Annotated in this window: 22 protein-coding genes; 8 read left to right on the forward strand and 14 right to left on the reverse strand. The window is 59.2% G+C overall.

Annotated elements, in window-relative coordinates; genetic code table 11:
- Nucleotides 1-18: 18 nt before the first annotated feature.
- The 3 genes from coaBC to dut are packed head-to-tail and all read left to right on the forward strand — an operon-like array spanning nucleotide 19 to nucleotide 2,366.
- Entirely contained in the window at nucleotides 19-1,224 is a 1,206-nt protein-coding gene (coaBC, locus tag ERE07_RS11630) for a bifunctional phosphopantothenoylcysteine decarboxylase/phosphopantothenate--cysteine ligase CoaBC (protein ID WP_130008999.1), read from the forward strand.
- A 12-nt stretch (nucleotides 1,225-1,236) separates the two neighbouring features.
- Nucleotides 1,237-1,860 carry a DedA family protein gene (locus ERE07_RS11635; protein ID WP_130009000.1) on the forward strand — a complete coding sequence of 208 codons (624 nt, stop codon included), beginning with the start codon at nucleotides 1,237-1,239 and terminating at the stop codon, nucleotides 1,858-1,860.
- 56 nt (nucleotides 1,861-1,916) lie between these two features.
- A complete protein-coding gene (dut, locus tag ERE07_RS11640; protein WP_130009001.1) occupies nucleotides 1,917-2,366 on the forward strand; it encodes a dUTP diphosphatase in 450 nt (149 codons plus the stop codon).
- On the opposite strand, the gene ERE07_RS11645 is transcribed toward dut, so the two are convergent.
- The 11 genes from ERE07_RS11645 to clpS form a co-directional block, all read right to left on the reverse strand.
- Nucleotides 2,363-3,097, reverse strand: coding sequence for an ABC transporter ATP-binding protein (locus ERE07_RS11645; RefSeq protein ID WP_130009002.1), 735 nt, complete (start codon nucleotides 3,095-3,097; stop codon nucleotides 2,363-2,365). The two genes, dut and ERE07_RS11645, sit on opposite strands and share 4 nt — an antisense overlap.
- Nucleotides 3,094-3,993, reverse strand: a complete 900-nt coding sequence (locus ERE07_RS11650) for an ABC transporter ATP-binding protein (RefSeq protein ID WP_425330977.1) — start codon at nucleotides 3,991-3,993, stop codon at nucleotides 3,094-3,096. Before ERE07_RS11650 ends, ERE07_RS11645 begins: the two co-directional genes overlap by 4 nt.
- Nucleotides 3,990-5,078 (reverse strand): ABC transporter permease subunit, encoded by a 1,089-nt coding sequence (locus ERE07_RS11655; RefSeq protein WP_130009003.1) that lies wholly within the window; start codon nucleotides 5,076-5,078, stop codon nucleotides 3,990-3,992. The genes ERE07_RS11650 and ERE07_RS11655 overlap by 4 nt, the downstream gene beginning before the upstream one ends.
- A complete protein-coding gene (locus ERE07_RS11660) occupies nucleotides 5,075-6,007 on the reverse strand; it encodes a branched-chain amino acid ABC transporter permease (RefSeq protein ID WP_130009004.1) in 933 nt (310 codons plus the stop codon). Before ERE07_RS11660 ends, ERE07_RS11655 begins: the two co-directional genes overlap by 4 nt.
- A 57-nt stretch (nucleotides 6,008-6,064) precedes the next feature.
- Nucleotides 6,065-7,225: a branched-chain amino acid ABC transporter substrate-binding protein gene (locus tag ERE07_RS11665; protein WP_130009005.1), complete on the reverse strand. Its 1,161-nt coding sequence runs from the start codon at nucleotides 7,223-7,225 to the stop codon at nucleotides 6,065-6,067.
- A 151-nt stretch (nucleotides 7,226-7,376) separates the two neighbouring features.
- Nucleotides 7,377-11,189: a trifunctional transcriptional regulator/proline dehydrogenase/L-glutamate gamma-semialdehyde dehydrogenase gene (gene putA, locus ERE07_RS11670; protein WP_130009006.1), complete on the reverse strand. Its 3,813-nt coding sequence runs from the start codon at nucleotides 11,187-11,189 to the stop codon at nucleotides 7,377-7,379.
- Nucleotides 11,190-11,332: 143 nt separating this feature from the next.
- Nucleotides 11,333-12,034 carry a PqiC family protein gene (locus ERE07_RS11675; protein ID WP_130009007.1) on the reverse strand — a complete coding sequence of 234 codons (702 nt, stop codon included), beginning with the start codon at nucleotides 12,032-12,034 and terminating at the stop codon, nucleotides 11,333-11,335.
- A gap of 8 nt (nucleotides 12,035-12,042) precedes the next feature.
- Nucleotides 12,043-13,698: a PqiB family protein gene (locus ERE07_RS11680; RefSeq protein ID WP_130009008.1), complete on the reverse strand. Its 1,656-nt coding sequence runs from the start codon at nucleotides 13,696-13,698 to the stop codon at nucleotides 12,043-12,045.
- 4 nt (nucleotides 13,699-13,702) lie between these two features.
- Nucleotides 13,703-15,028, reverse strand: a complete 1,326-nt coding sequence (locus ERE07_RS11685; protein ID WP_130009009.1) for a paraquat-inducible protein A — start codon at nucleotides 15,026-15,028, stop codon at nucleotides 13,703-13,705.
- Nucleotides 15,028-17,346: an ATP-dependent Clp protease ATP-binding subunit ClpA gene (gene clpA, locus ERE07_RS11690; RefSeq protein WP_130009010.1), complete on the reverse strand. Its 2,319-nt coding sequence runs from the start codon at nucleotides 17,344-17,346 to the stop codon at nucleotides 15,028-15,030. The genes ERE07_RS11685 and clpA overlap by 1 nt, the downstream gene beginning before the upstream one ends.
- A 162-nt stretch (nucleotides 17,347-17,508) precedes the next feature.
- On the reverse strand, nucleotides 17,509-17,832 hold the full coding sequence (clpS, locus tag ERE07_RS11695) for an ATP-dependent Clp protease adapter ClpS (protein ID WP_130009011.1): 324 nt from the start codon (nucleotides 17,830-17,832) through the stop codon (nucleotides 17,509-17,511).
- 162 nt (nucleotides 17,833-17,994) lie between these two features.
- On the opposite strand from clpS, the gene ERE07_RS11700 reads away from it, so the two are divergent.
- The gene (locus ERE07_RS11700) at nucleotides 17,995-18,240 is read left to right on the forward strand and encodes a cold-shock protein (RefSeq protein WP_130009012.1); all 246 of its coding nucleotides are present in this window, start codon (nucleotides 17,995-17,997) and stop codon (nucleotides 18,238-18,240) included.
- A 166-nt stretch (nucleotides 18,241-18,406) separates the two neighbouring features.
- Entirely contained in the window at nucleotides 18,407-18,775 is a 369-nt protein-coding gene (locus tag ERE07_RS11705) for a DUF192 domain-containing protein (protein WP_245153666.1), read from the forward strand.
- 6 nt (nucleotides 18,776-18,781) lie between these two features.
- Here ERE07_RS11705 and pcaF read toward each other — a convergent pair whose 3' ends face one another.
- The 3 genes from pcaF to xseA all read right to left on the reverse strand — a co-directional run bounded on the left by pcaF (nucleotide 18,782) and on the right by xseA (nucleotide 22,248).
- Nucleotides 18,782-19,987, reverse strand: coding sequence for a 3-oxoadipyl-CoA thiolase (pcaF, locus tag ERE07_RS11710; protein ID WP_130009013.1), 1,206 nt, complete (start codon nucleotides 19,985-19,987; stop codon nucleotides 18,782-18,784).
- Between the two features lie 250 nt (nucleotides 19,988-20,237).
- Nucleotides 20,238-20,816 (reverse strand): superoxide dismutase [Fe], encoded by a 579-nt coding sequence (gene sodB / locus ERE07_RS11715; RefSeq protein WP_130009014.1) that lies wholly within the window; start codon nucleotides 20,814-20,816, stop codon nucleotides 20,238-20,240.
- 100 nt (nucleotides 20,817-20,916) lie between these two features.
- Nucleotides 20,917-22,248, reverse strand: coding sequence for an exodeoxyribonuclease VII large subunit (xseA, locus tag ERE07_RS11720; protein WP_130009098.1), 1,332 nt, complete (start codon nucleotides 22,246-22,248; stop codon nucleotides 20,917-20,919).
- A gap of 499 nt (nucleotides 22,249-22,747) precedes the next feature.
- Here xseA and ERE07_RS11725 point away from each other — a divergent pair, with 499 nt between their 5' ends.
- Genes ERE07_RS11725 through lpxK form a run of 3 tightly spaced genes read left to right on the forward strand, consistent with a single transcriptional unit; the run spans nucleotide 22,748 to nucleotide 24,844 of the window.
- Nucleotides 22,748-23,356 (forward strand): MotA/TolQ/ExbB proton channel family protein, encoded by a 609-nt coding sequence (locus ERE07_RS11725; protein WP_130009099.1) that lies wholly within the window; start codon nucleotides 22,748-22,750, stop codon nucleotides 23,354-23,356.
- Nucleotides 23,353-23,763, forward strand: a complete 411-nt coding sequence (locus ERE07_RS11730) for an ExbD/TolR family protein (RefSeq protein ID WP_130009015.1) — start codon at nucleotides 23,353-23,355, stop codon at nucleotides 23,761-23,763. The genes ERE07_RS11725 and ERE07_RS11730 overlap by 4 nt, the downstream gene beginning before the upstream one ends.
- A gap of 13 nt (nucleotides 23,764-23,776) precedes the next feature.
- Complete coding sequence (gene lpxK, locus ERE07_RS11735; RefSeq protein ID WP_130009016.1) at nucleotides 23,777-24,844, forward strand: tetraacyldisaccharide 4'-kinase; 1,068 nt, start codon at nucleotides 23,777-23,779, stop codon at nucleotides 24,842-24,844.
- Nucleotides 24,845-24,865: the final 21 nt, after the last annotated feature.

Below are 24,865 nucleotides of genomic sequence, written 5' to 3' on the forward strand. Positions count from 1 at the left end.
CTCGAGGCGCATGTTTACATGGCGGAACTCGCAAATAAACGTATTGTATTGGGACTCACCGGCGGCATAGCCTGCTACAAGGTGGCCGAATTCCTGCGTCGCGCCCAGGATGAGGGGGTGACGGTAGATGTTGTCATGACCGACGCCGCCACTCGCTTCATCACCCCGGTCACCATGCAGGCGCTGTCCGGGCGGCCAGTCTTTCTGGACACATGGGACAATCGCGTACCCAACAATATGGCGCACATCAATCTGACGCGTGGCGCAGATGCCATCGTCGTCGCGCCCGCCAGCACTGATTTCCTCGCCAAACTGGCCCACGGCATGGCCGACGACCTGCTGTCCACGCTCTGCCTTGCCAAAGGGCTGTGTCCCTTGCTGGTCGCACCTGCCATGAACCGTGAAATGTGGCTGCATCCCGCCACGCAACGCAATGTGGCGCTATTGAAGTCCGATGGCGTCACCCTGCTGGGGCCGGCGGAAGGCGACCAGGCCTGCGGAGAAACCGGCAGCGGCCGCATGCTCGAGCCGCTGGAGTTACTCGAAGAACTCATTGCCTTTTTCCAACCCAAGCGGCTTGCCGGCAAGCGCATCGTCGTCACAGCGGGGCCAACCTCCGAAGACATCGATCCGGTACGCGTGATTACGAACCGCTCCTCCGGAAAAATGGGCTATGCCATCGCTCGGGCTGCTCGCGAAGCGGGTGCCGACGTTGTGTTGATCTCCGGCCCCACCGCACTGCCGCCCCCTTTTGGCATGCCGTGCATTGCGGTCCGAAGCGCCCGGCAAATGCACACGGCGGTAATGAATGAAGTCCAGGCAGCCGATATCTTCATCTCGGTTGCCGCGGTGGCCGACTGGCATGTCGCCAACGCCAGCACGCACAAACTCAAGAAGCAGGCTGGCCAAGCCCCTGCCCTCGAGTTCGCTCCCAACCCCGATATCCTTGCCGAAGTGGCCGCCATGCCGAACGGCCCCTGGTGTGTTGGCTTTGCGGCAGAAACCGACAAACTCAGGGAGCATGCCCAGGCAAAACGCCAGCGCAAAGGCGTACCCCTGCTCGTGGGCAATCTCGCGCAGATGGCCATGGATGCCGATGACACCGCGCTTGTTCTCTTTGACGACAAGGGTGAAGAATCGCTTCCCGCCCAACCCAAGCTGCAGGCTGCGCGACAACTGGTTCAGGCCATTGCCGCCAGGCTTCCACGCGCCGACGCACCCTGACAAACCCTATTCATGAACCAATACCTTGATCCTTTGTTGGCCTTTGTCGAGGCCAACCACGACTATGCGGGGCCGGTGCTCGCGCTGCTGACCCTGGGAGAATCCCTGCTGGTCATCGGCATTATCATCCCTGCATCGGTTGTCATGCTGGTCATGGGTGGTCTGATAGGCAGCGGCATGGTGGAAGCCGCCCCTGTGTTGCTTTGGGGGATTGCGGGCGCAATCGTTGGGGATGCCATCTCGTACTTTATCGGCCGCTGGCTGGGCCCCACGCTGCTGCACACCTGGCCACTGAACCGGCAGCGCCGCGCCGTGGCGCGCGCCCGGCTGCTGTTCATGCGCCACGGATCCCTGGCCGTATTTGCCGGACGTTTTCTCGGACCCTTGCGTTCGATTACACCCACCCTGGCGGGCATGATGAAGATGCGACAATCTCGCTTCCTGCTGGCCAACGTTGCCTCGGCCATTGCATGGCTGCCCTTGATGCTGCTGCCCGGCTATCTGACCGGACGCGGCATGCAGTCTGTAGACGACAGCCATTTCGGCATTGTGCTGGCAGGTGTGCTTTCCATCGTGTTGGCTGTGTGGGTCGCCAGAGCAATGATACGCAGGCGCCGACAAAGCCAGGAACCCTGATGGGGGGCCGCCGGTCACGCCACCACATTCACCCACACACTGAAAGAGTTGTAATCGTGAGAAAGATAGCGCTGAAAATCCTTGACCCCCGCATGAATGATTACCTGCCCGCCTATGCCACCAGCGGCTCGGCCGGGTTGGATTTACGGGCCTGCATGGATGAGCCGCTTCACCTTGCGGCTGGCGCGACAGAGCTCGTGCCTACCGGGCTCTCCATCCATATCGCGGATCCGGCCTACGCGGCGATGATACTGCCGCGCTCTGGGCTGGGACATAAGCACGGCATTGTGCTTGGGAATCTCGTAGGGCTGATCGATTCGGATTACCAGGGCCCGCTGATGGTTTCCGCATGGAACCGCGGAAGTGAACCGTTTGTGCTGGAACCCATGGAAAGACTGGCGCAACTGATTATCGTACCGGTGCAGCAGGTGGAATTCGACATCGTCGATGAGTTTGCGGACTCTACCCGCGGCACGGGTGGTTTCGGAAGCACGGGCCGCGCTTAGACCGCTTCTTCTTCGCCCAGGTAAGCCGCTCTCACTTTCGGATCGTCCAGCAAGCCGGCAGACGGCCCTTCGAGGATGATTTGCCCGGACTCCATCACATACGCGCGCTGGCTGATTTCCAGCGCCAGCCTGGCATTTTGCTCGATCAGCAAAATGGTGACCCCTTCAGCGTGGATGGTACGCACAACCTCAAAGATTTTTTCGACCATGAGCGGTGCCAGGCCCATCGAAGGCTCATCCAGCAACAAGAGGCGCGGGCGGGAAATCATGGCCCGCCCCATTGCCAGCATCTGCTGCTCACCACCCGACAAGGTGCCTGCCGACTGGTGCCGACGCTCGGCAAGACGCGGGAACAATTCGAAAACATGCTCTGTATCTCGCCTGACGGCGGCCTGATCCTTGCGTGTGTAGCCGCCCATGGCAAGGTTTTCAGCAATCGTGAGTTGGCCAAAGATCCCGCGCCCTTCCGGCACCATGACCAGACCCTTGCGTACCAGTTGATAGGGCTGGCCGCCGGCTATCGATACCCCATCGTAAAGAATATCGCCACCAGCCATCGGGACCAGCCCGCATACGGCGCGCAACGTCGTGCTCTTGCCGGCGCCATTGGCGCCAATCAGACTGACGAGCTCTCCTTTTTCAACCAGCAAATTGAGCCCACGCACGGCGCGTATGCCGCCATAGGCCACTTCCAGCTGGCGTACATCCAGCAAGGTTTCCTTGGCACTCATTGCAGTTCCTTGTCGTCGTTGGACGCATCCGATGCAGACCCAGTGGGCGCCACGGCAGCATCGCCGCCAGGAACCGTTGCGTGATTCCCTGCCCCGGCGCCCAGATAGGCCTCGATCACCCGTGGGTTTCGCTGTACATCCGCGGGCTTGCCTTCGGCCAGCACCTTGCCATAGTCCAGCACCAGAACGCGGTTGCAAAGCCCCATGACCAGCTTCATGTCATGTTCGATGAGCAGGACTGTAATGCCGTCGTCGCGGATTTTTTCTATAAGGCGGCGCAGCACCATTGTTTCTGATGCATTCATCCCGGCAGCGGGCTCGTCCAGCGCCAGAAGCGAGGGCTCAGTCGCCAAGGCACGGGCGATCTCGAGACGACGCTGGTCGCCATACGGCAGCGCACTTGCCAGATGGTTGGCACGGTGCCCGATACCGACATAATCCAGCAGTTCGTGGGCCTGTTGCTGAATCGCCCGCTCTTCCTCGCGTGTGGCGCGATTGCGCGTGATCGCGCCGAACACGCCCGCGTGCGTGCGAATATGTCGGCCTATCATCACGTTCTCTATCGCGCTCAAATTGCTGAACAGCCGGATGTTCTGAAAGGTTCGGGCAATGCCCGCGATGGCGATCTCATGAGGTTTGAGCCGCGTAAGCTGATGCCCCATGAAGTTGCACGTACCGGACTCCGGGATATACAGGCTGGTCAGCACATTGAAGAGTGTCGTCTTGCCCGCACCATTGGGCCCGATCAGCCCATAGATGTCCCCCTTGCAAATGGAAAAACTCACATCGGACAGGGCTTGAAGGCCTCCGAATCGCTTGCTGAGCTTGCTGGCGACCAGCAACAGATCAGGCATGGAACGGGCATCCGCGTTGACCGTTGCAGGTTGTGTGCTCATGCCTGCTCCTCGCTGGTGCCGGCGAGCTCACGGCGTCGCAGTGCCGACGGCCACAAGCCTGCAGGCCGGAAGATCATGACCAGCACGAGCGCGAAACCAAACATCAGCATGCGTATGCCTTCGGGATCCAGCAATACCTCGCCAAACACTGTTTGCTGCAAGGGCACGACGATGGCTCGCAACAGTTCCGGAAATACGGATAACAACACGGCGCCAAGAATGACGCCCGGGATATGGCCCATGCCGCCCAGCACCACCATGCACAGCACGATGATGGATTCGCTCAGGCTGAAGCTTTCGGGGCTGACAAAGCCCTGCATCGAAGCGAACATCGCCCCGGCGACACCGCCAAAGCTGGCGCCCATGGAGAACGCAAGCAGTTTGATATTGCGTGTGTTGATGCCCATCGCCTTGGCGGCAATCTCATCTTCGCGCACGGCTTCCCAGGCTCTGCCAATACGTGAATTCTGGAGCCGTACGCACATGACCACGATCACCAGCACGAACAGTAGCAACAGGTAGTAGTACTTTTCAGGGCCTGTAATCCGGAAACCGAACAGCTCCTGGGTTCGTCCAAACATGAACTGCCCTACGGAAAAAGTATCCACCCGATTGATACCCTGTGGCCCGTTGGTGATGTTGATGGGTGCATCCAGATTGTTCAGAAAAATGCGGACGATCTCCCCAAAGCCAAGTGTGACAATGGCGAGGTAATCTCCGCGAAGTTTGAGCGTGGGCGCACCCAGCAAGGCGCCGAACAGGGCCGCCAACATTACACCGATCGGCAACACAATCCAGAAAGGCAGGTGCAGCCCGAAATGGGGCGAGGCGAGCAGCGCCCATACATAGGCGCCCACTGCATAGAACGCGATGTAGCCCAGATCAAGCAGGCCCGCAAAACCCACCACGATATTGAGCCCCAGCGCCAACATGACATAGATCAGCGCAAAATTGAGGGTTCGTATCCAGCTTTGCCCTGCCATGCCCAACAGAAAAGGCAGGACAGCCAGCACAATACCGAACAGGAAAATTCCGAGCCAGACCCTGGCTGGCGTGCCGCGGCGTTCTGTCGTGTCATGAGTCATGCGCGATCTCCTACCCGTTCACCCATCAGGCCTGACGGCCGGAAGACCAACACAAGTATCAGCACAATGAACGAAAAGACATCCTGATAGTTGCTGCCAAAAACGCCGTTGGTGAGATCGCCGATATACCCTGCCCCTAGCGCTTCGATGATGCCCAGCAACAGGCCGCCCAGCATTGCGCCGCCCAGGTTGCCGATGCCACCCAGCACTGCAGCGGTAAACGCCTTGAGCCCCAGCATAAAGCCCATGGTGTATTGCGCGACCCCGTAGTAGGTTGTGACCATGACGCCGGCAACGGCCGCCAGCGCAGAGCCGATCAGGAAGGCGGCGGAAATCACGGTATTGATGTTGACGCCCATCAGGCCCGCCACTTCACGGTTCTGCGCCGTGGCGCGCATGGCCGTACCCAAACGGGTACGATGCACGACAAGCAGCAACCCCGCCATAATGCCTGTGGCAGACAGAATGATGATGATCTGCAACAAGCTGATGCGGGCGCCCCCCATCTGGAAAATATCCGGCTCGATGATATGCGGAAAGCTCAGATAGTTGCGCCCCCATATCATCATGGCCAGATTCTGGATGATGATGGACACCCCGATTGCCGTAATCAGCGCCGCCAGTCGCGGTGCGCGGCGTAAAGGCCGATACGCATAGCGTTCTGCAATCCAACCCACCGCCATGCAGGCAGGGATGGACAGCAACAGCGCCGCCCCGACTGCCATCCAGGCTGGCATGGCGCCCGCGTCACCGCCGACAAAACTGACAACCAGCGTTGTGGCAAGCATGGCGCCGATCATGACAACATCCCCGTGCGCGAAGTTGATCAGCCCTATGATTCCATAGACCATGGTATAGCCCAGGGCGACCAGCGCATACACACTGCCTACGGTAATGCCATTAATTAGCTGTTGTAATAGGATGTCCATAACTTATGACCCGGTGAGTGGGCCGGCCCCAGCCGGCCCGTAATAGAAAGCACCCTGTCAGTTGGCGCTGCTCACCATGGTCTTGACCATTTCCCATTTGCCATCCTTGACTTCATAGATGGTGACCGAGATCTCTTTCAGATCGCCATTCTCGTCATAGGCAACGTTGTCACTCGTCGCGCCCGAGCGTTCCAGCGATGCGAGTTTGGGCAAGTATTTTTCCGGCTTGGCCGAGCCGGCTTCCTTCATGGCGGTGATCATGTTCCAGGCGCCGTCATAAGCATATGGCGCGTAGACGCCAGGATTCTGTTTGAAGCGGGCCTTGTAGGCGGACTCGAATGCTTCGCCCTTGGCCATTTGCTTGAGCGGCACGCCGGCCAGCGAGGCGTATGTACCATTGGCAGCGTCGCCGGCGAGTTTCAGGAAAGTCTCGCTGCGCGTCATCTCGCCCGAGACCAGTGGCGCATCGATGCCCAGCCTGACCATCTGCCGACGCATCGGACCTGATTGCGCATCCAGACCGCCAAAGAAAATGGCATCTGGCTTTTTCTCTTTGATGTTGGTGAGAATGGCTGTGAAATCGTTGGCCTTGTCCGTCGTGTATTCGCGGGCAATGATTTCGCCGCCGTTCGCCTTGACGGCATTGGCCACCTGATCGGCCAGCCCCTGGCCGTAGGCGGTGCGATCATCGATCAGCGCAATTCTTTTGGCGCCCAGGTCTTTGACGATAAATTCGCCATCGGCTGCGCCTTGCTGCGTATCGCTGGTCATCATGCGAAAGGTCGTGTCGTAGCCCTGCTGCGTGTACTCGGGCGAGGTCGCCATGGCAATTTGCGGCAGGCCTGCATCGTTGTACACGCGCGAGGCGGGAATGGTCGTGCCCGAGTTGAAGTGCCCAAGCACGCCGCTCACGCCGTCGTCCACGATTTGCTGGGCTACCTGTACCGCTGTACGGGGGTCGGCCTGATCGTCGCGTGAGACCAGCTCAAACTTGGCTGTCTTGCCGTCGAGCTGGATATTCTGCGTGTTGGCCTCTTCGAGCGCCAGCGTGAGGCCATTCTTCATGTCCTCGCCATAGTGAGATTGCGGGCCAGTCAGTGGCGCGGCAAAACCGAGGCGGACGACCTCCGTATCCGCGGCGCTTGCTGCGCCAGCAATCAGGCCAGTTGCAATGGCCGCCGCTGCGGCCATGAGCTTGAATCCAGTGGTGGATTGCATAAGAATCTCCGTTATGTTGTTTGAAAATTTTGTTGCGATGTGAGCTGTTTGCTCACAATCGCAACAAAGGTACTGCAGATAAAGCGTGATCCCTTATCTTGAAACAACTGCCTGAGTCCTAGCTTCTGCCCCCCGGCTTTCAGCAAGCTGCTCAGCCTATCATCATGAGGCTGGCATTCCCGCCTGCCGCCGTTGTGTTGATGCTGACCGAAACCTCACGCAACAGACGCTCCATCCTGTACGTCTGGCCTGCGGCAATATCTTCGCTGGTCAATCCCTGCACAGAAACAATCGGCCCTGGCCGCGCGGCTACCGTGCGATTGAGTTCGCCCAGCGCATCGCCATCGCCCTCGAACAGGACGGCTTGATAGTCGCCTGACGCGATGTCGTCTTCGGCCACCCATTGCACCTGCTCGCGCGCAACATCGCCAAGACTTGCCACCCAACCGCGCGCGGCGCCTGTATCCAGAAGCTTCATCACATTTTTCGTGCTGGCGCAGGCCTCATACTGGGCGCGCATACCTGCCTGTGTGGCCGCGATGCACAAGACGCTGCCGCGTGGCGCCGTCCTGTACAGATTGTTCTCTCCGGTGGGACCGGGCAGCGCAATGGACGCGGCCGGCTCACCGTTGGCCGCAATGCCAGCCGGCAGGCCATCTGGATGCCTGCTTAGCAGGCGCAGCAAATACAAGGGCCCGCCCGCCTTGGGGCCCGTGCCCGACAGGCCCTCCCCGCCAAAAGGCTGCACACCCACGACCGCACCGACAACATTTCTGTTGACGTAGATATTCCCGGCGTGAATGCGTTCGGATACTCTCGCAACCGTTTCATCCAGACGCGTGTGCACACCGAACGTCAATCCATAACCCGAGGCATTGATTGCATCGATGATCTGATCCAGGCTGTCTCGGCGATAGCGCACAATATGTAGCACAGGGCCAAACACCTCTTTCTTGAGTTGCTGCGGCTGATCGAGTTCGATCAGGGTTGGCGCCACGAAGGTGCCGTGGCGACATTCCTCGCCCAGCGCCACCTGATCCACAGGATGTCCCGCGTCGCGCATGGATTGTATATGGCTTTGTATGCCTGCCAAAGCCTCCGCGTCAATCACCGGCCCCACATCGGTGCTCAGCCGATCAGGGTTTCCGACGCGAAGCTCCTGCAGTGCGCCGCGCAACATCTCGAGCACGTGGTCGGCGCAATCCTCCTGAACGCACAACAAGCGCAATGCAGAACAGCGCTGTCCCGCCGAGTCGAATGCAGACGCCAGCACATCGGCGACGACCTGCTCCGCAAGCGCGGAGGAATCCACAATCATGGCGTTTAACCCGCCGGTTTCCGCAATCAAAGGAATGGGGCGTCCCGAGTCGTCGAGCCGCTCGGCCAGTTGACGAGAGATCAGATGCGCAACACTGGTCGATCCGGTAAACAGCACACCACGCACAATCGGACTGGCCACCAGGGCAGCCCCCACGGTCTCCCCCCGCCCCGGCAACAGTTGCACAGCGCCAGCAGGGATGCCTGCCCGATGCATGGCCGACACGGCTGCAGCGGCAATCAAACATGTCTGCTCTGCGGGTTTGGCCAGCACGGTATTGCCGGCCGCCAAGGCAGCCGACACCTGCCCGGTAAAAATGGCCAAGGGAAAATTCCAGGGGCTGATGCACAGCACCGGGCCAAGCGGCCGGTGGCTGTCGTTGGAAAAATCGCGCTCGATCTGCCCGGCGTAGTAACGCAGGAAATCCACCGCTTCACGCACCTCGGCGATCGCATTGGGCAGTGATTTGCCAGCCTCGCGCACGATGAGCCCCAGCAACAGCTGCATCTCATCTTCCAGTATTTGGGCGGTGCGCAGCAGACAGCGCGCCCGATCGGCCACCGGCGTGGCTGCCCAAATAGGGGCTGCGTGCGCGGCTGCATTCAGCGCATTGCTGACGTCCGCATCGCTGGCTTCAATCACGTGCCCCACGACGTCGCGGTGATTGGCCGGATTGCGTACGGATTGAGCCTTGTCTTGCTGCCAGTCAACCTTTTGTTCGGCGAGCATAGGCATGGCATGCCAGGCCTGTGACGTGCCACCGAGCAATGCGGACGCCAGTGAGCCCAGGCGATGCTCGTTGCTCAAGTCTATGCCGGCAGAGTTTTCCCGGCCGTCCGCTTGCAGATACAAGCCACGAGGCAGCGGTATTTTGTCGTGCGGTGCGCCCAGTGGCTCTACACGTTCCGCCGCGGCGACCGGATCGGCAATCAAGGTATCCACGGAAATGTCCTCGTCGCCAATCTGGTTGACGAACGAGGTATTGGCGCCATTCTCGAGCAGGCGGCGCACAAGATAGGCCAACAGGGTTTCGTGGGAACCCACCGGTGCGTAGATGCGGCACGGACGGTTCAGCCCGCCATCCGACACAGGCCCGGTCACATGCTCGTACAGCGATTCACCCATGCCATGCAGACACTGGAATTCGTATTGGCCCGGGTAGTAGTTTTCTCCGGCCATATAAAAGATCGAAGCCAATGTGTGGGCGTTATGCGTGGCAAATTGCGGATAGACTGCCTGAGGCGCGGCCAGCAGTTTTCGGGCGCAGGCCAGGTAGGAAACATCCGTATGGATTTTACGGGTGAACACGGGATAGCCTTCCAGGCCGTCGACCTGCGCCCGCTTGATTTCGGTATCCCAGTACGCGCCTTTGACCAGGCGAACCATGATGCGATGCCTGCTGCGCGCAGCCAGATCAATCAAGTAGTCGATCACAAAGGGTGCGCGTTTCTGGTAGGCCTGCACCACGAATCCAATACCGTTCCAGCCTGCCAGGTCAGCATCAAAACACAGCGCCTCAAGCAGATCCAGTGACAACTCCAGTCGGTCGGCTTCTTCGGCGTCAATGTTCAGACCGATGTCGTAATGACGGGCCAATCGGGTCAGTTCAAGCAGACGCGGCAACAATTCTGCCATGGCGCGGTCGCGCTGCGCACGCGAATAACGCGGATGCAGCGCCGACAGCTTGATGGAAATGCCCGGACCTTCGTAAATGCCGCGACGTTGCGCCGCCTTGCCAATCGCATGGATGGACTGCTCATAAGCATTGTAATAACGCTGCGCATCCGCCGCCGTGGTGGCCGCCTCGCCCAGCATATCGTAAGAGTAGCGAAAGCCCTTCTCTTCATGCTTGCGGCTGTTTGCCAAGGCCGATGAAATTGTCTGGCCTGCCACAAACTGCTCGCCCATCATGCGCATCGCGATATTGACGCCCTTGCGTATCAGCGGCTCTCCGCCCTTTCCTATCATGCGTGTCAGGGCGCGTGACAAAGATTGCTCGCTGTTGACAGCGACCAGCCGTCCGGTGACCAAAAGCCCCCAGGTTGCCGCATTGACGAACAGGGATGAGGACTCGCCCATGTGGGACCGCCAGTCGCCTTGCGCGATCTTGTCGCGGATCAACGCATCCCGTGTCGCTCTATCTGGAATGCGCAACAATGCCTCTGCCAGGCACATCAGCGCAACACCTTCCTGGCTGGACAAGGAAAATTCCTGAATCAGGCTTTCCACCACGCCGCTCTTGCGCTTGCCCCGCACAGTCTGCACCAATTTGCTCGCGAGCGCATGGACATCTTTGGGTTGCGCATTGCGTGCCTTGTCGATCAGGAGCGGGAGACACTCTGTTTCAGGCCGGCGATAGGCGGACGTGATGGCAGCACGCAGCACAGACTGAGGCTGAACATCCTGGACAAACTCATAAAAGGGAGGAGAGACATCGGGCGCGGCAACTTCTTGACCAGCATCCGACGCATCCGTATCAAAGTACGAAATTTCGGCAGGCAACTGCCCGCGCTCGATCGCATCGATGTAGGCATAAAGCGCCTGCTTGTGCAGCCAATGCGGCGTGCATCCGAGACGCGTTGCCGCTACGCGCAGGCGTTCGCGCAATGATTCATCTACCTTGACCCCAAGCGTCGTCGTAGCCATAGTGTATTCGTATGCTCCACCGTAAAAGTGCAACCCGAATGGTTGCCCACTATCAAGATGCGAATACTAAACGGGTTATACCCTCAAGACCACTCAGGTTAACCCTTAATCAAAACAAGCCTGAAAAGGTACAACCCACACGGTCACCCACGTGCGCACCCCTTGACCCGCACTTGCGCCCGCGACTCGGCTGCAGGGCTCGCGTTCATGGCCTGAATGGCCTTGCCTTCAATCGCCGACGCGATCAACCCTGACATGGCAGCCAGCGCCTCTTGATGACCGTGAACCAGTGAAGAAACACCTTCGCCTACCGGCACGACCACCTGCACCTGACACAACAACGCCTGGCGACCCGATATATTGACCGGGCGCAGGCGCCAGGTAGCCTCCAGGACAGCATGCCGACCGTACAGCGACTCAAATCGCTGAACGCGCATATCGACCTTCCATAGCCCCAGGCTCGCAGGAACAGACTTGGCAGGCAGCTCGATGACATTAAGCCTGCGGGACAAATCGTCGGCAAGGGCCGCACGCAGCTCTTCGGACAGCGTTGAGGCCCACAGATAGGCGTTGAGCGGCGTCACCTGGGTCGAATCAGGGTCTGTCAGCACGATCTGCGGCCTGTCCACTTGCTCTGGCACGCTGACGGTGTCAACGCTGATGGCATAGCCAGGCGTCGCCTGGCTCGCGCCGGTTGCCCGCTTAACCTCTGAGCTGTCCGACCCGTGCGCCTCAAGCGGGCCTGCCGATGGCATCAGCGAATAATAGTGACTTTCCGACATACCGGCGCACGCTGCAAGCAAGACGCATAACGAGAGAGCTGCCAGGGCATTGATACGCTTCATGGATTTCCCTACGGTGTGATGAATGCAGGATCTTGGGCCCGGCCGCGAACCACCGAAGACGGATGCGTCTGCAAATAATCGGCCAGCGCGCGCAATGAGCGAGCAGCGTTGCTCAATTCCTTCATGGTGCCTTCCAAATTATTCGTCATGGTGGAGTCCTGCCCCAACAGGTGATTGACACTTTCAAGCGACTTCTGCGCCGACTTCAGCATAGAGGTTGCCTGAGGCGCCAATTCGCCCTCTATGCGATCGAACACTTTGTTCAGCGCCTCCAGGCTGTCACGCAGCTCCACACCGATGTCGGCAAAGGGAATCTGGTCAAACTTGTTGACGATGCTGCTGATCTGCTGCTGGAGCTGATCAAAGTTGCCTGCGATGGTCGGCACGACCAGGGGTTCCGTTTCTGGATCGAAAGGGACGGGATCCGACTTGGGGAAGAAATCAAGCGCAACGTACTGCTGTCCGGTCAGCAAGTTTGCAGGCCTGATCTGTGCCCGCAAACCTTTGTCTATCATGGGGCCGAGCAATCGGATGGCAGCGGTGCGGCCCCCCTCAGTGCCCCGCGCCGCCCTGTCGTACAGCCGGCCAAAGCGCAGGGGATAGAGCTCGACCTCCACTCGCGCAAAGAAATGGCCGCTGTCATTGTCGTAATCCACGTTAACGTTGGATACCTTGCCCAGCTCCAACCCACGAAAGTCGACAGGCGCGCCAACCTTCAGCCCGCGCACCGACTGCAGAAAATGCAGCGCTATCACAAAGGGCGGGCCATCCGGATCGGCCATGGCGGCCTCGCGGGTGCCGGCAAGCCGAAACCGGCTGTTGGCCTTTGCGGGCTCAGTATCGTCGGGGCCTGCAGACTCAAACGCGATCCCGCCCGCCACTATGGACACAAAGGAGCCGGTCTCAACCTTGAACCCATCCGCATCCAGAGAAAGATTGATGCCACTCGCGTTCCAGAACCGAGCGTCCTCCGTCACGAACTTGTCATAAGGCGCATCCACAAACACCTGCACGTTGACCGCTCTCCCGCTCTGGTCGAGCGAGTATCCGATAATCTGGCCAACCTGTATGCGCCTGAAGTAAACGGGCGAGCCGATCTCCAGCGACCCAAGGTCGACCGCTCTCAAGGTGAAACGTGTTCCCGGACGCGAGCTGCTGATTTCCGGCGGTTGCTCCAGCCCCTTGAACTCATACACGGCTTCATCTTCATTCTCAGGGGTTTCTGCCGTGTCAACGCTGATATAGGCACCCGAAATCAGCGTGTTCAGGCCGGTCACGCCGGTGAAACCGAGCCGCGGCCGAACTACCCAGAAACGGCTGCCAGAGCGGGCAATGTAATCTGCGCTTTCACGATCGATTTCCGCGCTGACCAGCGCATTCTTTCGATCCTTCGATACTTTGATGCCCGTCACCGTGCCAATGACGACTTCTTTATAACGAACCTTGGTCTGCCCAACCTCCAGCCCATCAGCCGATTCAAAGCTGATGGTGACAGTGGGGCCAGCGTGAAGCCAATCCCGGAACAGCAACGAGGCGCCCACAATCGCCGCAATCAGCGGCACCAACCATATCCAGGACACACGGGCCTGTCGGCGGCTTTTCACGACCGGACGCGCAACGTCTGGGGCAGATGTGGATTCCGGCTTGTTATCTTGTTCTGTCATGGTTTCAGTGTTGCTCCGGTATTCCAACCGATGCAGGCTTATCCTTCTGGCATACCTGGGCGGCGGAACGATAGCAAGCGTTGTGCCTAACATCGGGCCGCCTATCCCAGCCCATGCGCGGATCATAGCTGTGCGCTGCCAGCATGGTCAAAATAACGACCATGCCGAAGCTGGCCGCCGCCGGACCGGCGATCACCTGCGAAATCCCCGGAAAATTGGCCATTGCGGACATCAGAATCACGACAAAGACATCCAGCATAGACCAGTGGCCAATAAAATTGACGAATTCATACAACCGCGTTCGCGAACGTTGCATGTCACGACCTTCCCAGCGAGTGCGCAGCATCAGCAACATCAGCACCATAAGTTTGGTGATCGGCACGACAATACTGGCCACGAACACGATAATGGCAAGATCGGGAGAACCTAGCTGCCACAGCTCCAGTACGCCGCCCAGTATGGTGTGGGAACTATCCTCTGTCAGCGCGCGTATGCGCATAATAGGCAAGAGATTGGCGGGCAGATAGAAAATGGCCGCGGCAATCAGAAAAGCCCACACGCGCGCGCGCATTCGAGGTTGACGGCGATACAGCCGCGCGCTGCAACGGCTGCAGGACGCCGGCTCGTCGGGGTCGTCGGGGGCCCATGCCTGGACATAGCCGCAGCTGGGGCAAGCCGCAGCCAGCTCAGCGGGTGTGCCGGCTGGCAGAGCGGACACGGGTACCAGGCCTGCGTCCTCGGCAAAATGCCAGATGCGGTGCGTGGACACGCGCGACATGGCGGTAAAAAGAAAGGCCAAGCCGGCAAACGCCCAGATGGCTGGGCCTACGCTGATCAAGGCAAGCCCCGAAAACTTCACCATGGCCACGAAAATACCCAGCATCAGCACAGGCACCATACTCCAGGCACTGGCAACATGGAGCAGCCGCATGCCCAAAGAAAAATCGCCAGGGAGATGGCCTGAGCGTACCGCCAGCAATGCCCATAACGTCACCAGCAGCTGCGTCAGCGGCATCCAGAAACTGAACAGGCCGGTCATGATCGCGACGACCTGGTGTCCCTGCTGCCAAGTGAGCCATAACGCGCCGGGCAACGAGGCATCAACCTGCATGCCGCTGATGACGAGACGAGCGATCGGGTAATAGTTGGCGATGGCAAACAAGATAACACCCGTAGCCACGAGCGCTATCCAGCTATCCAGGCCTAGCCGGCTTTGACGATAAAGTTCCGCCTGACAGCACGAACACGACGCGACCGCCCCTGCTTCCAGGGGCGTACGTTCATGCAGCGTAGCGCACTGCTCGCAAGCGATCAGCGGACTGCCCGCCATCAATCGACAAGCTCGGGTTCCGGACGCGAAGATGAAGAGTTGGTTCGACCGGGCTTGCCCGAATCATCGGGAAAAGTCAGCTCGACCTTACCCTCGGCATCCAGCCCGACCTCGACATGCCCGCCGTCTACCAGGCGCCCGAACAACAACTCGTCCGCCAGGGCGCGTCGGATGGTGTCCTGGATAAGCCGCTGCATCGGACGCGCGCCCATGGTTGGATCGAAACCTTCTTTGGCAAGATGATCGCGCAGCGCCTGCGAAAACACGACCTCGACGCGCTTCTCGTGCAACTGATCCTCAAGCTGCATCAGGAACTTGTCGACCACGCGCAAGATGATGTCCCGCGACAATGGCGTAAAACCGATGATGGCATCCAGGCGATTGCGGAATTCGGGTGAGAACAGTCGTTTGATGTCGGCCATTTCGTCACCCGTTTTGGTTGGGGTGGCAAATCCGATGGTGGCCCGGTTCAGCGCATCGGCACCTGCGTTTGTCGTCATAACAATGATGACATTGCGGAAATCCGACTTGCGCCCGTTGTTGTCTGTAAGCGTGCCGTGGTCCATCACCTGAAGCAAGATATTGTAGACGTCAGGGTGGGCCTTTTCGATTTCGTCGAGCAGCAACACGCAGTGCGGCTGCTTGCTGACTGCTTCGGTCAGCAAGCCCCCTTGGTCGTAGCCAACGTATCCCGGCGGCGCACCGATCAGGCGCGAGACCGTGTGACGCTCCATATACTCGGACATATCGAACCGCAGCAACTCGATACCCAGCACGAACGCCAACTGGCGGGCAACTTCCGTCTTGCCGACCCCGGTTGGCCCGGAGAACAGGAAAGATCCGATGGGCTTGTCCGGGCGTCCCAAGCCTGAGCGCGCCATCTTGATGGCAGCAGCAAGCGCTTCGATGGCAGGATCCTGCCCAAACACGACAGTTTTCAGATCGCGATCCAGCGTCGCCAGCTTGTTGCGGTCGTCATGCGATACCGACTGGGGCGGAATGCGCGCAATCTTGGCGACGGTGGCCTGGATCTCGGGTTTGCCTATGGTTTTCTTCTGGCGCGACCGGGGCAGCAGACGCTGTGCGGCGCCAGCCTCATCAATAACGTCGATGGCTTTGTCAGGAAGAAAACGATCGTTGATATACCGCGCGGCAAGCTCGGCGGCTGCGGTAATGGCGGCGCTTGAATACCGCACGCCATGGTGAGCCTCGAAATGGCCCTTGAGCCCACGCAGGATCTGGACGGTTTGTTGAACCGTGGGCTCTGGCACATCGATTTTCTGGAATCGGCGCGACAGCGCGTGATCCTTCTCGAAAATGCCGCGATACTCGTTGTAGGTAGTCGCGCCCAGGCACTTGAGTTGCCCGGAAGACAGCGCCGGCTTGAGCAGGTTGGACGCATCCAGGGTTCCGCCCGAGGCCGAGCCGGCCCCGATCAAGGTATGGATCTCGTCAATGAAAAGCACCGCGTTGCTATTGTCCTTCAGGGATTTGAGCACGCCCTTGAGACGCTGCTCGAAATCGCCGCGATATTTGGTTCCTGCCAGCAAGGCGCCCATGTCCAGCGCATAGACTTCAGCCTGCTTGAGAATGTCCGGCACATCGCCCTTGGTAATACGCCATGCCAGGCCTTCGGCAATGGCCGTTTTGCCGACGCCTGCTTCGCCAACCAGCAGGGGGTTGTTCTTGCGACGGCGACACAATACCTGAATGACACGCTCAACCTCATGCTCGCGGCCGATCAGCGGATCAATGCGCCCGCGCCTGGCTTCGGAATTGAGGTCGGTCGCGTACAGCTCAAGCGGTGACTTCTGCTGATCCGACTTGGGCTCGTTTTCGCTGGCCTGAGCCTTGGCAGGTTCGACGGGCGGTTCGTCTGCCTGCTTTGTGATGCCGTGCGACAAATAGTTGACGACATCCAGCCGGCTGACCCCTTGCTGCTGCAAGAAAAACACCGCATGGGAATCCTTTTCGCCATACATCGCGACGAGCACGTTGGCGCCGGTCACCGTATTCTTGTTGGAGTTGCCCGACGACACATGCATGATCGCGCGCTGGATCACACGCTGAAAGCCCAGCGTGGGCTGGGTGTCGACTTCTTCCTGACCGGGAAAGATAGGCGTGTTTTCCTTGATGAATTTACGCAGTTCCTGTCGCAGGATGTCGATATTGGCTGAGCACGCACGGAGCACTTCCGCCGCCGCCGCATTGTCCAGCAACGATAGCAGCAGATGTTCCACGGTAATGAATTCATGTCGAGCGCTGCGGGCCTCAACAAATGCCATGTGCAGGCTGACTTCAAGTTCTTCAGAGATCACGCTTCCTCCATACTTATCGGAGCGGACAACAATTCGATAAATCCTATTCTATGACTAAATCGACGTTGCGTATCAATATTAATGAAAGGCCGTTGCGCAAAGGGGTTGAACACGGGCCGTTTCCTGCAAGAGCGAGGTCCGGAAAACCGGACGAAAAATAGATCAGGCATCCGGTGCGGGTTCCATGACACACTGCAGTGGATGCTGGCGCGCATGCGCCATCTGCCTCACCATTTCGACACGCGTGGCGGCAATATCGCGCGTGTAGATGCCGCATACGCCCCGGCCTTCGTGATGCACCTTGAGCATAATGCGCGCGGCTTCGTTTTCATCTTTACCGAAAATGCGCTGGAGAACAACCACTACAAATTCCATGGGGGTGTAGTCGTCATTGAGCAGCACGACCTGATACATCGGTGGCGGCGCGACCTTGGCCGGAAGCCGTTCCAGAACTGTAGCGCGTTGATTTTCGGTATGTGTAGCCATGAGTAAATACTAGTGGTTTCCATAGTTGACTAGGCATGGTCTAGTGCTCATCATCATAATATTCTGAGCGCCTGGAAGTTCTACACATGCCAGAATCCGCAGGCTAAAGGTAACCCTTGTAGTCGAGTTTCAATTTAACACTATTGTCGAGAGGCAGTCCGCATGTCTGATTCAACCGCAACCTCCGAGCCCGGGGATACCCAGAAGCTGACCGGAACGGTCAAGTGGTTCAATGATGCCAAAGGGTTCGGCTTCATCACCCCGGATAACGGTGGTGAGGATCTTTTCGCTCACTTTTCCTCCATTCAGATGAATGGCTTCAAGACCCTCAAAGAAGGCCAGAAAGTCGCATTTGAAATCGCGCAAGGACCCAAAGGCAAGCAAGCACTTAATATTACGGCAGCTTGATATTTTTCAAGGGCGTCCACCACCCATTTTTGCTTTAATAACAATGTATAACGATTATCCAACCTCAGGGCTTCTTAGCCCTGTTTTTTTTTCTGCACGACGTAAACTGCAGATAATCGCCGGGTTTCTGGCGGGGCTGGCGGCCTTTCCGGCCATGGGACAGGCCATGCTTCTACCAACGACGCAGTTGCTTGTCGGTGGCCAGTCAGTTCAGGCGGAAGTCGCCGCCACGGAGCAAAGCCGCAGCTATGGATTGATGAATCGCAGCGCACTGCCGGACAACCATGGCATGCTGTTCGTCTTCGAGCATCCCGGCAACGTTTGCTTCTGGATGAAGGATACGCTGATTCCGCTATCCATTGCGTTTATCGATGAGCAGGGAAAAATCACCAATATCGAGAACATGCAGCCGCAATCACTGACATCGCACTGCCCTGTGAGGCCGATCCGCTACGCCCTGGAAATGGAACAAGGATGGTTCTCAGCCCGACAGATCGGCCCGGGCACGGTCGTGGAGAATCTGCCCAGGCCTTGAATCGTTTCAGACTTTTTCGAGAATAACGGCGATGCCTTGGCCAACACCAATACACATGGTGCACAAGGCGTAGCGGCCGCCGCCGCGATGCAGTTGATGGACCGCGGTCAGGGCCAGGCGCGCACCGCTGGCACCCAGGGGATGGCCCAAGGCGATGGCCCCACCATTGGGGTTGACACGCGGATCGTCGTCCGCCACGCCCAGCATCCGCATGACAGCCAACCCCTGGGCGGCAAACGCTTCGTTCAGCTCAATGACGTCCATCTGATCAATACTCAGGCCGGCCAGCGCCAGCACCTTTTGCGCCGCGGGCGCGGGGCCTATGCCCATGATGCGGGGCTCCACCCCTGCCATCGCCATGGCGACCACGCGAGCGCGCGGCGTGAGGCCGTGCCTGGCCGCAGCCTCTTCGGAAGCGACCAGCATGGCGCATGCGCCATCGTTCACGCCTGAGGCGTTTCCAGCCGTAACCGTGCCATCTGCACGAACAATAGGCTTGAGCCGCGCCAAAGCTTCGGAGGTAGTTTCACGGGGATGCTCGTCGCGATCGACCACAACCGGATCGCCCTTGCGCTGAGGAATATGAACAGGCGTGATTTCGTCCGCAAAGTAGCCCGCCTGCTGTGCGGCCGCAGTCTTGCGCTGGCTGGCCAACGCAAAGGCGTCCTGGTCTTCGCGGCTGACCTTGAACTGATCGGCCACGTTTTCTGCCGTTTCGGGCATGGAATCGACCCCATAGTGTTCCTTGAGCTGGCGATTGACGAAACGCCAGCCTATGGTGGTGTCGTAAATGGCGGCGCTGCGCGAAAACGCTGCATCGGCTTTGCCCATCACAAAAGGCGCACGAGACATGCTTTCAACGCCGCCCGCCAATATCAGACCGGCGTCACCCGCGCGAATCGCCCGGGCAGCCGACCCGACGGCATCCAGCCCGGAACCACACAAGCGATTGATCGTTGCGCCAGGCACGTCAACAGGCAATCCGGCCAGCAAGACGGCCATGCGCGCAACGTTGCGGTTGTCTTCACCTGCCTGATTGGCACAACCCATCAGGGCGTCGTCCAGCGACGCCCAGTCTACCCCAGGGTTGCGCTGCGCCAGCGCCTTGATGGGGATGGCGGCCAGATCGTCGGTGCGCACAGGCGCCAGTGCGCCGCCATAGCGGCCAAAAGGAGTGCGAATCGCGTCGCAGATGAATGCTTGTCTCGTCATGAAGAATTCCAGCGGCCTGTCGACCGTAACGGTAGTAAGTAATATGGTAGCGCAACCGATATGACGCCAATCCTGGCCCGGACAGAGCGTCCGCACAACGGGCGGTTTTTAGACACGGGATGCGCTCAAGGGCTGTTCTTGTTTCGTAGTGCCCGCGAAAAAGGCCAGCAATCCTCTGACAGAAGCGCTGGCCTTGTGAATGTGCCTGCTTATTCAGGAGGCATACCGATTCGGGACGAATGCCCGATGATTAACCCAGGTTGCTTGCGGCAAACTCCCAGTTGACCAGGTTCCAAAAGCTCTCGAGGTACTTGGGACGGGCATTGCGATAGTCAATGTAATAGGCGTGTTCCCAGACATCACAGGTCAGCAGCGGAACATCGGATGTTGTCAGCGGCGTGGCTGCGTTGCTGGTGTTGACGATATCCAGGGAGCCATCTGTCTTCTTGACGAGCCAGGTCCAGCCTGAACCAAAATTGCCGGCGGCAGAGGCGTTGAAAGCGGACTTGAAGTCCTCGACACTGCCCCACTTGGCCTTGATGCCCTCGAGCAGCGCGCCGGTGGGCTCACCGCCACCATTGGGCGACATACAGTTCCAGTAAAAAGTGTGGTTCCAGACCTGAGCGGCGTTGTTGAATACCCCGCCGGAAGCCTTCTTGATGATGTCCTCGAGCGAAGACGATTCGAACTCGGTACCTTCGATCTGCTTGTTCAGGTTGGTCACGTATGCCTGATGGTGCTTGCCGTAGTGGTATTCGAGCGTTTCCTTGGAAATGGTGGGAGCCAGAGCATCAAGCGCATAGGGAAGCTGGGGAAGCGTAAAAGCCATGTTCAATTCCTTCTAAAAAGCGATACAGGGTACCGAAAAAAAACGATCAGGCGTGTCCCGCCGAGCAACACGGAAATCGCCGCAACGTTCTGTAGCGGCGTTAAAGCAAGCCGTGTGCCTGGAGAACCCGCACCTGCAGCCCGCCTTTGCCCAGTTCGATGCCAAGCGGGTCACCAATCTTTAAGTCTAACGCATTTTTTACAATAATCCCGTCTTGCGTACGCACTATTGCATAGCCACGGTCAAGGATGTTGCGCGGGTCAAGCGCTCGCAGGGTCTGCGTGACTGCAGCCACACGATGCCCGCGCTGATCAAGCAGGCGCCGCATGCTGGCGGCCAGCGCGATGTGCTGACGTTCGAGCTGAGCCCGCATCCCATCCACAGCCGGAAGATTGCGCGCCAGCCGACTGGTCGCGGCGTTCAGCCGGGCCACTCTGACCGCTTGCGGCTGTGTGGCCGCGCGGGCCATCCGGTTGCACAGGCCCTGCAGCTTCTCCGCCTGTTGGCGCAAACGCTGCTGCGGCGAGACGAGCGAGGCAACCGTGCGGTCGAGACGCAACGATGCCAGCTCCAGCAGCCGTGCCTGCCGGACAACCAGCGCGCGGGTGGTGCCGCTCAGTTGCTCTAGGCAGGCGGCGCGGCTGCGGCAGCAAAGTTCAGCGGCGGCCGTCGGTGTTGGCGCACGTACATCAGCCACGAAATCAGCAATGGTGAAGTCTGTTTCGTGCCCGACGCCGCTGACAACCGGTATCGGGCTGGCTGCAATGACACGTGCCAATGCCTCGTCGTTGAAACTCCATAAGTCCTCGAGGCTGCCCCCACCACGCACCAGCAGCAGTGTTTCGACCTCTGCGCGCGCAATCGCGTCGCGCAGCGCCTGGCACAACTGCCCCGCGGCAGCCGGACCCTGTACTGGCGCCGGGTAAATAATGACTTGCACGTGCGGCGCGCGGCGGGCCAACGCCGACAATACATCCCGCAAGGCAGCAGCGGCCAGCGAGGTCACTACGCCAACCTTGCGCGGCATGGCAGGCAACGACCGCTTGCGTTCCTGTGCAAACAGGCCTTCGGCGGACAGCTTTTCCTTGAGCGCCAGAAACGCCTGATGCAAGTCGCCCCGCCCCGCGCGACGCAAGGCCTCTACCTGTACTTGATAATCTCCACGCGGTTCGTAAAGGGTGACGCTCACCCTGAATTCGCATTTCTCCCCCACCTTGGGCACAAAACCTACCGCCTGCGCCCGCCCTCTGAACATGACGGCACGCACCATCGCGCCTTCGTCCTTGATCGAAAAATACCAATGGCCGGACGCCGCCTGCGTGAAATTGGAGATTTCCCCACTTATCCAGACACGGGCGAACGCGCCCTGCAACAACTCACCCACTCGCCGATTCAGTTGCGTGACGGTCCAGACTTCCTGTTCTGGCTGCATCGTCTCTGTACGCGGAAACTCGTCATTTACCATCATTCTGTCCACAGAGAAATTGTTCCTGTCAAATTGTTGAAATATCAATCTAATTCAAGCACATGATTAACTTTTGCTTTAATTTGCAGCCCTAACCTATTGATAATTAAAAATATACCAAAAAGTTCCGTATTGAGTCCAAATTAGCCACCGAACCTCAAGCGCCGATGAACAGTGGATGTTGAGGAAGTTTTACACAGAATTATCCACAGATTCTGTGGATACCGTCGCCAAAGCCTTCACTGACGCCAATTCGAGTGCTGTCAATCAGCATAGATAAGCCTTACCGCCGATCGAACGCTCAAAGTCAGCCGGGCATGCGCTTTGCGAGCGCTCTCCGAACACCTACCAACGGCGTAGGCCAATGTATGTAACAGTGATTGTAGTCCCAGCCATCAGCAAGTTGCGGCGGCAAGCGGGTAAAATGCGCCCTTGGCTGAACACTTTCCCGCTGGCGGAGGCGATCTTGCTCGACATCATTCACGCGGCCGGCTGGCCGATATGGCTGCTGGTGGCCACCTCTGTTCTGGGTATGGCGCTGATCATTGAGCGGTTCATGTCTCTGCGTGCCAGTGTGGTCTTTCCCAGACGGTTGCCTGGTCAGGCCCTGGACATGCTGCGCCAAGGACAGATCAACAGCGAAGCCCTCACCAGGCTCTCGGATCAGGCGCCGCTCGGCCACGTGCTGGCCGAGATCCTGATGAATCGCGATGAAAGCAATGCCTACCGCGTCGCAGCGGCCGAAGACGCCGGAAAAGACGTTGCGTATCAGCTCAATCGCTACCTGCCGGCACTGGCCACCATCGCCGTGGTCGCCCCGCTGATGGGGCTGTTCGGCACCGTCGTTGGCATGATAGAAATCTTTGCCTCCTACACGCCTCAGGGGGGCGATCCGTCGCAATTGGCGCGCGGCATTTCCATCGCCTTGTACAACACTGGCTTCGGCATCATTATTGCCATTCCGGCGCTGATTTTTCACCGCTATTTCCGCTCCCGCGTGGACCATTATCTGCATCGCATGGAACGGGAGGCAAGCGCGCTGAACCGCATCATCAATCGGGGGGCGGGACGATGAATTTCCGGCGCGGGCGCGACGACGATGATATCGAGATAAACCTGATCCCATTGATCGATGTCCTGCTGGTCATTCTCATCTTTCTTGCGGCCACGACTTCCTTCACGCATTACAACCAGATGAAGCTTCAGTTGCCGCAAGCCAGCGCCGACGCCTTAACGCCCGACGCTCTCAACCTGGCCATCAGCCAGGAAGGCCTGTACGCACTCAATGGGCAATTGCTCTCCGACACCGACGCGCGCGAGATCGCCGACGCGCTGCGCGCCGCGGCGTCTGGGCACAAAGATGCCGTACTTGTCATCAATGCCGATAGTCAGGCCAGCCACGGCGCGGTGGTGCGGGCCATGGAAGCGGCACGCCTGGCCGGTCTGTCGCGGGTCAACTTTGCCACCCAAGCCCCGCAATGATAGGGTTGTCCGCATGAAGCTGCCTGTTTTCCTGCATACAGCGCTGCAAAACTCCTGGCAACGCAAGGGGCTGCTCAGCACATTGCTGTTGCCGTTCTCGCTGCTGACTCGGTGCGTGATCGCGCGTAAGCGCGCTGCTTATCAAAAACATCCCGAGCGCGTCTATCGCACGACCGTCCCCGTCGTGGTCGTTGGTAATCTGTACGTAGGCGGCACCGGAAAAACGCCTGTTGTCATCGCGCTCGTGCAGGCTCTGCGCGCCCATGGGTGGACCCCGGGCGTCGTCAGCCGCGGTTACGGCGCGCAGTTGGGAGATCACGCGCGGACGGCACGCAGAGATGCCGATCCGCGCCTGTTTGGCGACGAACCGTCGCTGATCACCCTGCTCACGGCTGCGCCTGTTGCGGTACACCCCAACCGCCCACGGGCGCTGCGCGCCCTGCAGCGGGCGTTTCCGGAAGTCGATGTGGTCATTTCCGATGACGGCCTCCAGCACCTGGCGCTGGGCAGAGATATCCAGATTGTCGTTCAGGATGGACGCGGCCTAGGCAACGGTCGCGTACTGCCTGCCGGTCCGCTGCGGGAACCACCTGAGCGCCTGCGAGAGGTGAACGTGGTCATTACCAACCTGACGCCAGGCGAGGCTGCGCCGGCCGCAGACATGTCGCCCGCACAACACGTTGTCATGCGTCTGCTGCCACAGTCCGTGGAACATCTGCAGACTGGACGGATTGTGGCGTGGCCAGCGTGGCTTGCAGAGCACGGCCAGGAGACCATCGCCGCTCTGGCGGCCATCGGCAGGCCAGAACGTTTTTTTACCATGCTCAGGCACGCGGGCCTGACACTGGCCACAGCGCAATCACTTCCCGACCACGATGCTTACACCGGCGCCTCGCCGTTCGACAGGTTTGACGCCAAAACGCTTGTGCTCATCACCGCCAAAGATGCGGTGAAATGCCGGCGATTCAATGATGATCGCCTTTGGGTGGTGCATGCCACCGCCCAGTTTTCTCCTGCGGATTGGGCCGACCAGGTCAGCCATGCACTGCGAAACGTCGCGTCCCCCGCGCCCAGGGATTAAACTCTGCCTTTAACCATTCAC

The sequence above is a fragment of the Allopusillimonas ginsengisoli genome (assembly GCF_004153455.1).
Taxonomy (GTDB): Bacteria; Pseudomonadota; Gammaproteobacteria; order Burkholderiales; family Burkholderiaceae_B; genus Allopusillimonas; species Allopusillimonas ginsengisoli.

Bases quoted from the DNA above. Each gene is read 5' to 3' on its own strand.
- ERE07_RS11700 (WP_130009012.1), top strand. From the start codon at position 17,995: ATGTCTGATTCAACCGCAACCTCCGAGCCCGGGGATACCCAGAAGCTG.
- putA (WP_130009006.1), bottom strand. From the start codon at position 11,189: ATGGCTACGACGACGCTTGGGGTCAAGGTAGATGAATCATTGCGCGAA.
- ERE07_RS11705 (WP_245153666.1), top strand. From the start codon at position 18,407: ATGCTTCTACCAACGACGCAGTTGCTTGTCGGTGGCCAGTCAGTTCAG.
- ERE07_RS11665 (WP_130009005.1), bottom strand. From the start codon at position 7,225: ATGCAATCCACCACTGGATTCAAGCTCATGGCCGCAGCGGCGGCCATT.
- ERE07_RS11635 (WP_130009000.1), top strand. From the start codon at position 1,237: ATGAACCAATACCTTGATCCTTTGTTGGCCTTTGTCGAGGCCAACCAC.
- pcaF (WP_130009013.1), bottom strand. From the start codon at position 19,987: ATGACGAGACAAGCATTCATCTGCGACGCGATTCGCACTCCTTTTGGC.
- ERE07_RS11645 (WP_130009002.1), bottom strand. From the start codon at position 3,097: ATGAGTGCCAAGGAAACCTTGCTGGATGTACGCCAGCTGGAAGTGGCC.
- ERE07_RS11660 (WP_130009004.1), bottom strand. From the start codon at position 6,007: ATGGACATCCTATTACAACAGCTAATTAATGGCATTACCGTAGGCAGT.
- ERE07_RS11655 (WP_130009003.1), bottom strand. From the start codon at position 5,078: ATGACTCATGACACGACAGAACGCCGCGGCACGCCAGCCAGGGTCTGG.
- coaBC (WP_130008999.1), top strand. From the start codon at position 19: ATGGCGGAACTCGCAAATAAACGTATTGTATTGGGACTCACCGGCGGC.
- clpS (WP_130009011.1), bottom strand. From the start codon at position 17,832: ATGGCTACACATACCGAAAATCAACGCGCTACAGTTCTGGAACGGCTT.
- ERE07_RS11685 (WP_130009009.1), bottom strand. From the start codon at position 15,028: ATGGCGGGCAGTCCGCTGATCGCTTGCGAGCAGTGCGCTACGCTGCAT.
- sodB (WP_130009014.1), bottom strand. From the start codon at position 20,816: ATGGCTTTTACGCTTCCCCAGCTTCCCTATGCGCTTGATGCTCTGGCT.
- xseA (WP_130009098.1), bottom strand. From the start codon at position 22,248: ATGCAGCCAGAACAGGAAGTCTGGACCGTCACGCAACTGAATCGGCGA.
- lpxK (WP_130009016.1), top strand. From the start codon at position 23,777: ATGAAGCTGCCTGTTTTCCTGCATACAGCGCTGCAAAACTCCTGGCAA.
- ERE07_RS11650 (WP_425330977.1), bottom strand. From the start codon at position 3,993: ATGAGCACACAACCTGCAACGGTCAACGCGGATGCCCGTTCCATGCCT.
- ERE07_RS11675 (WP_130009007.1), bottom strand. From the start codon at position 12,034: ATGAAGCGTATCAATGCCCTGGCAGCTCTCTCGTTATGCGTCTTGCTT.
- ERE07_RS11680 (WP_130009008.1), bottom strand. From the start codon at position 13,698: ATGACAGAACAAGATAACAAGCCGGAATCCACATCTGCCCCAGACGTT.
- ERE07_RS11730 (WP_130009015.1), top strand. From the start codon at position 23,353: ATGAATTTCCGGCGCGGGCGCGACGACGATGATATCGAGATAAACCTG.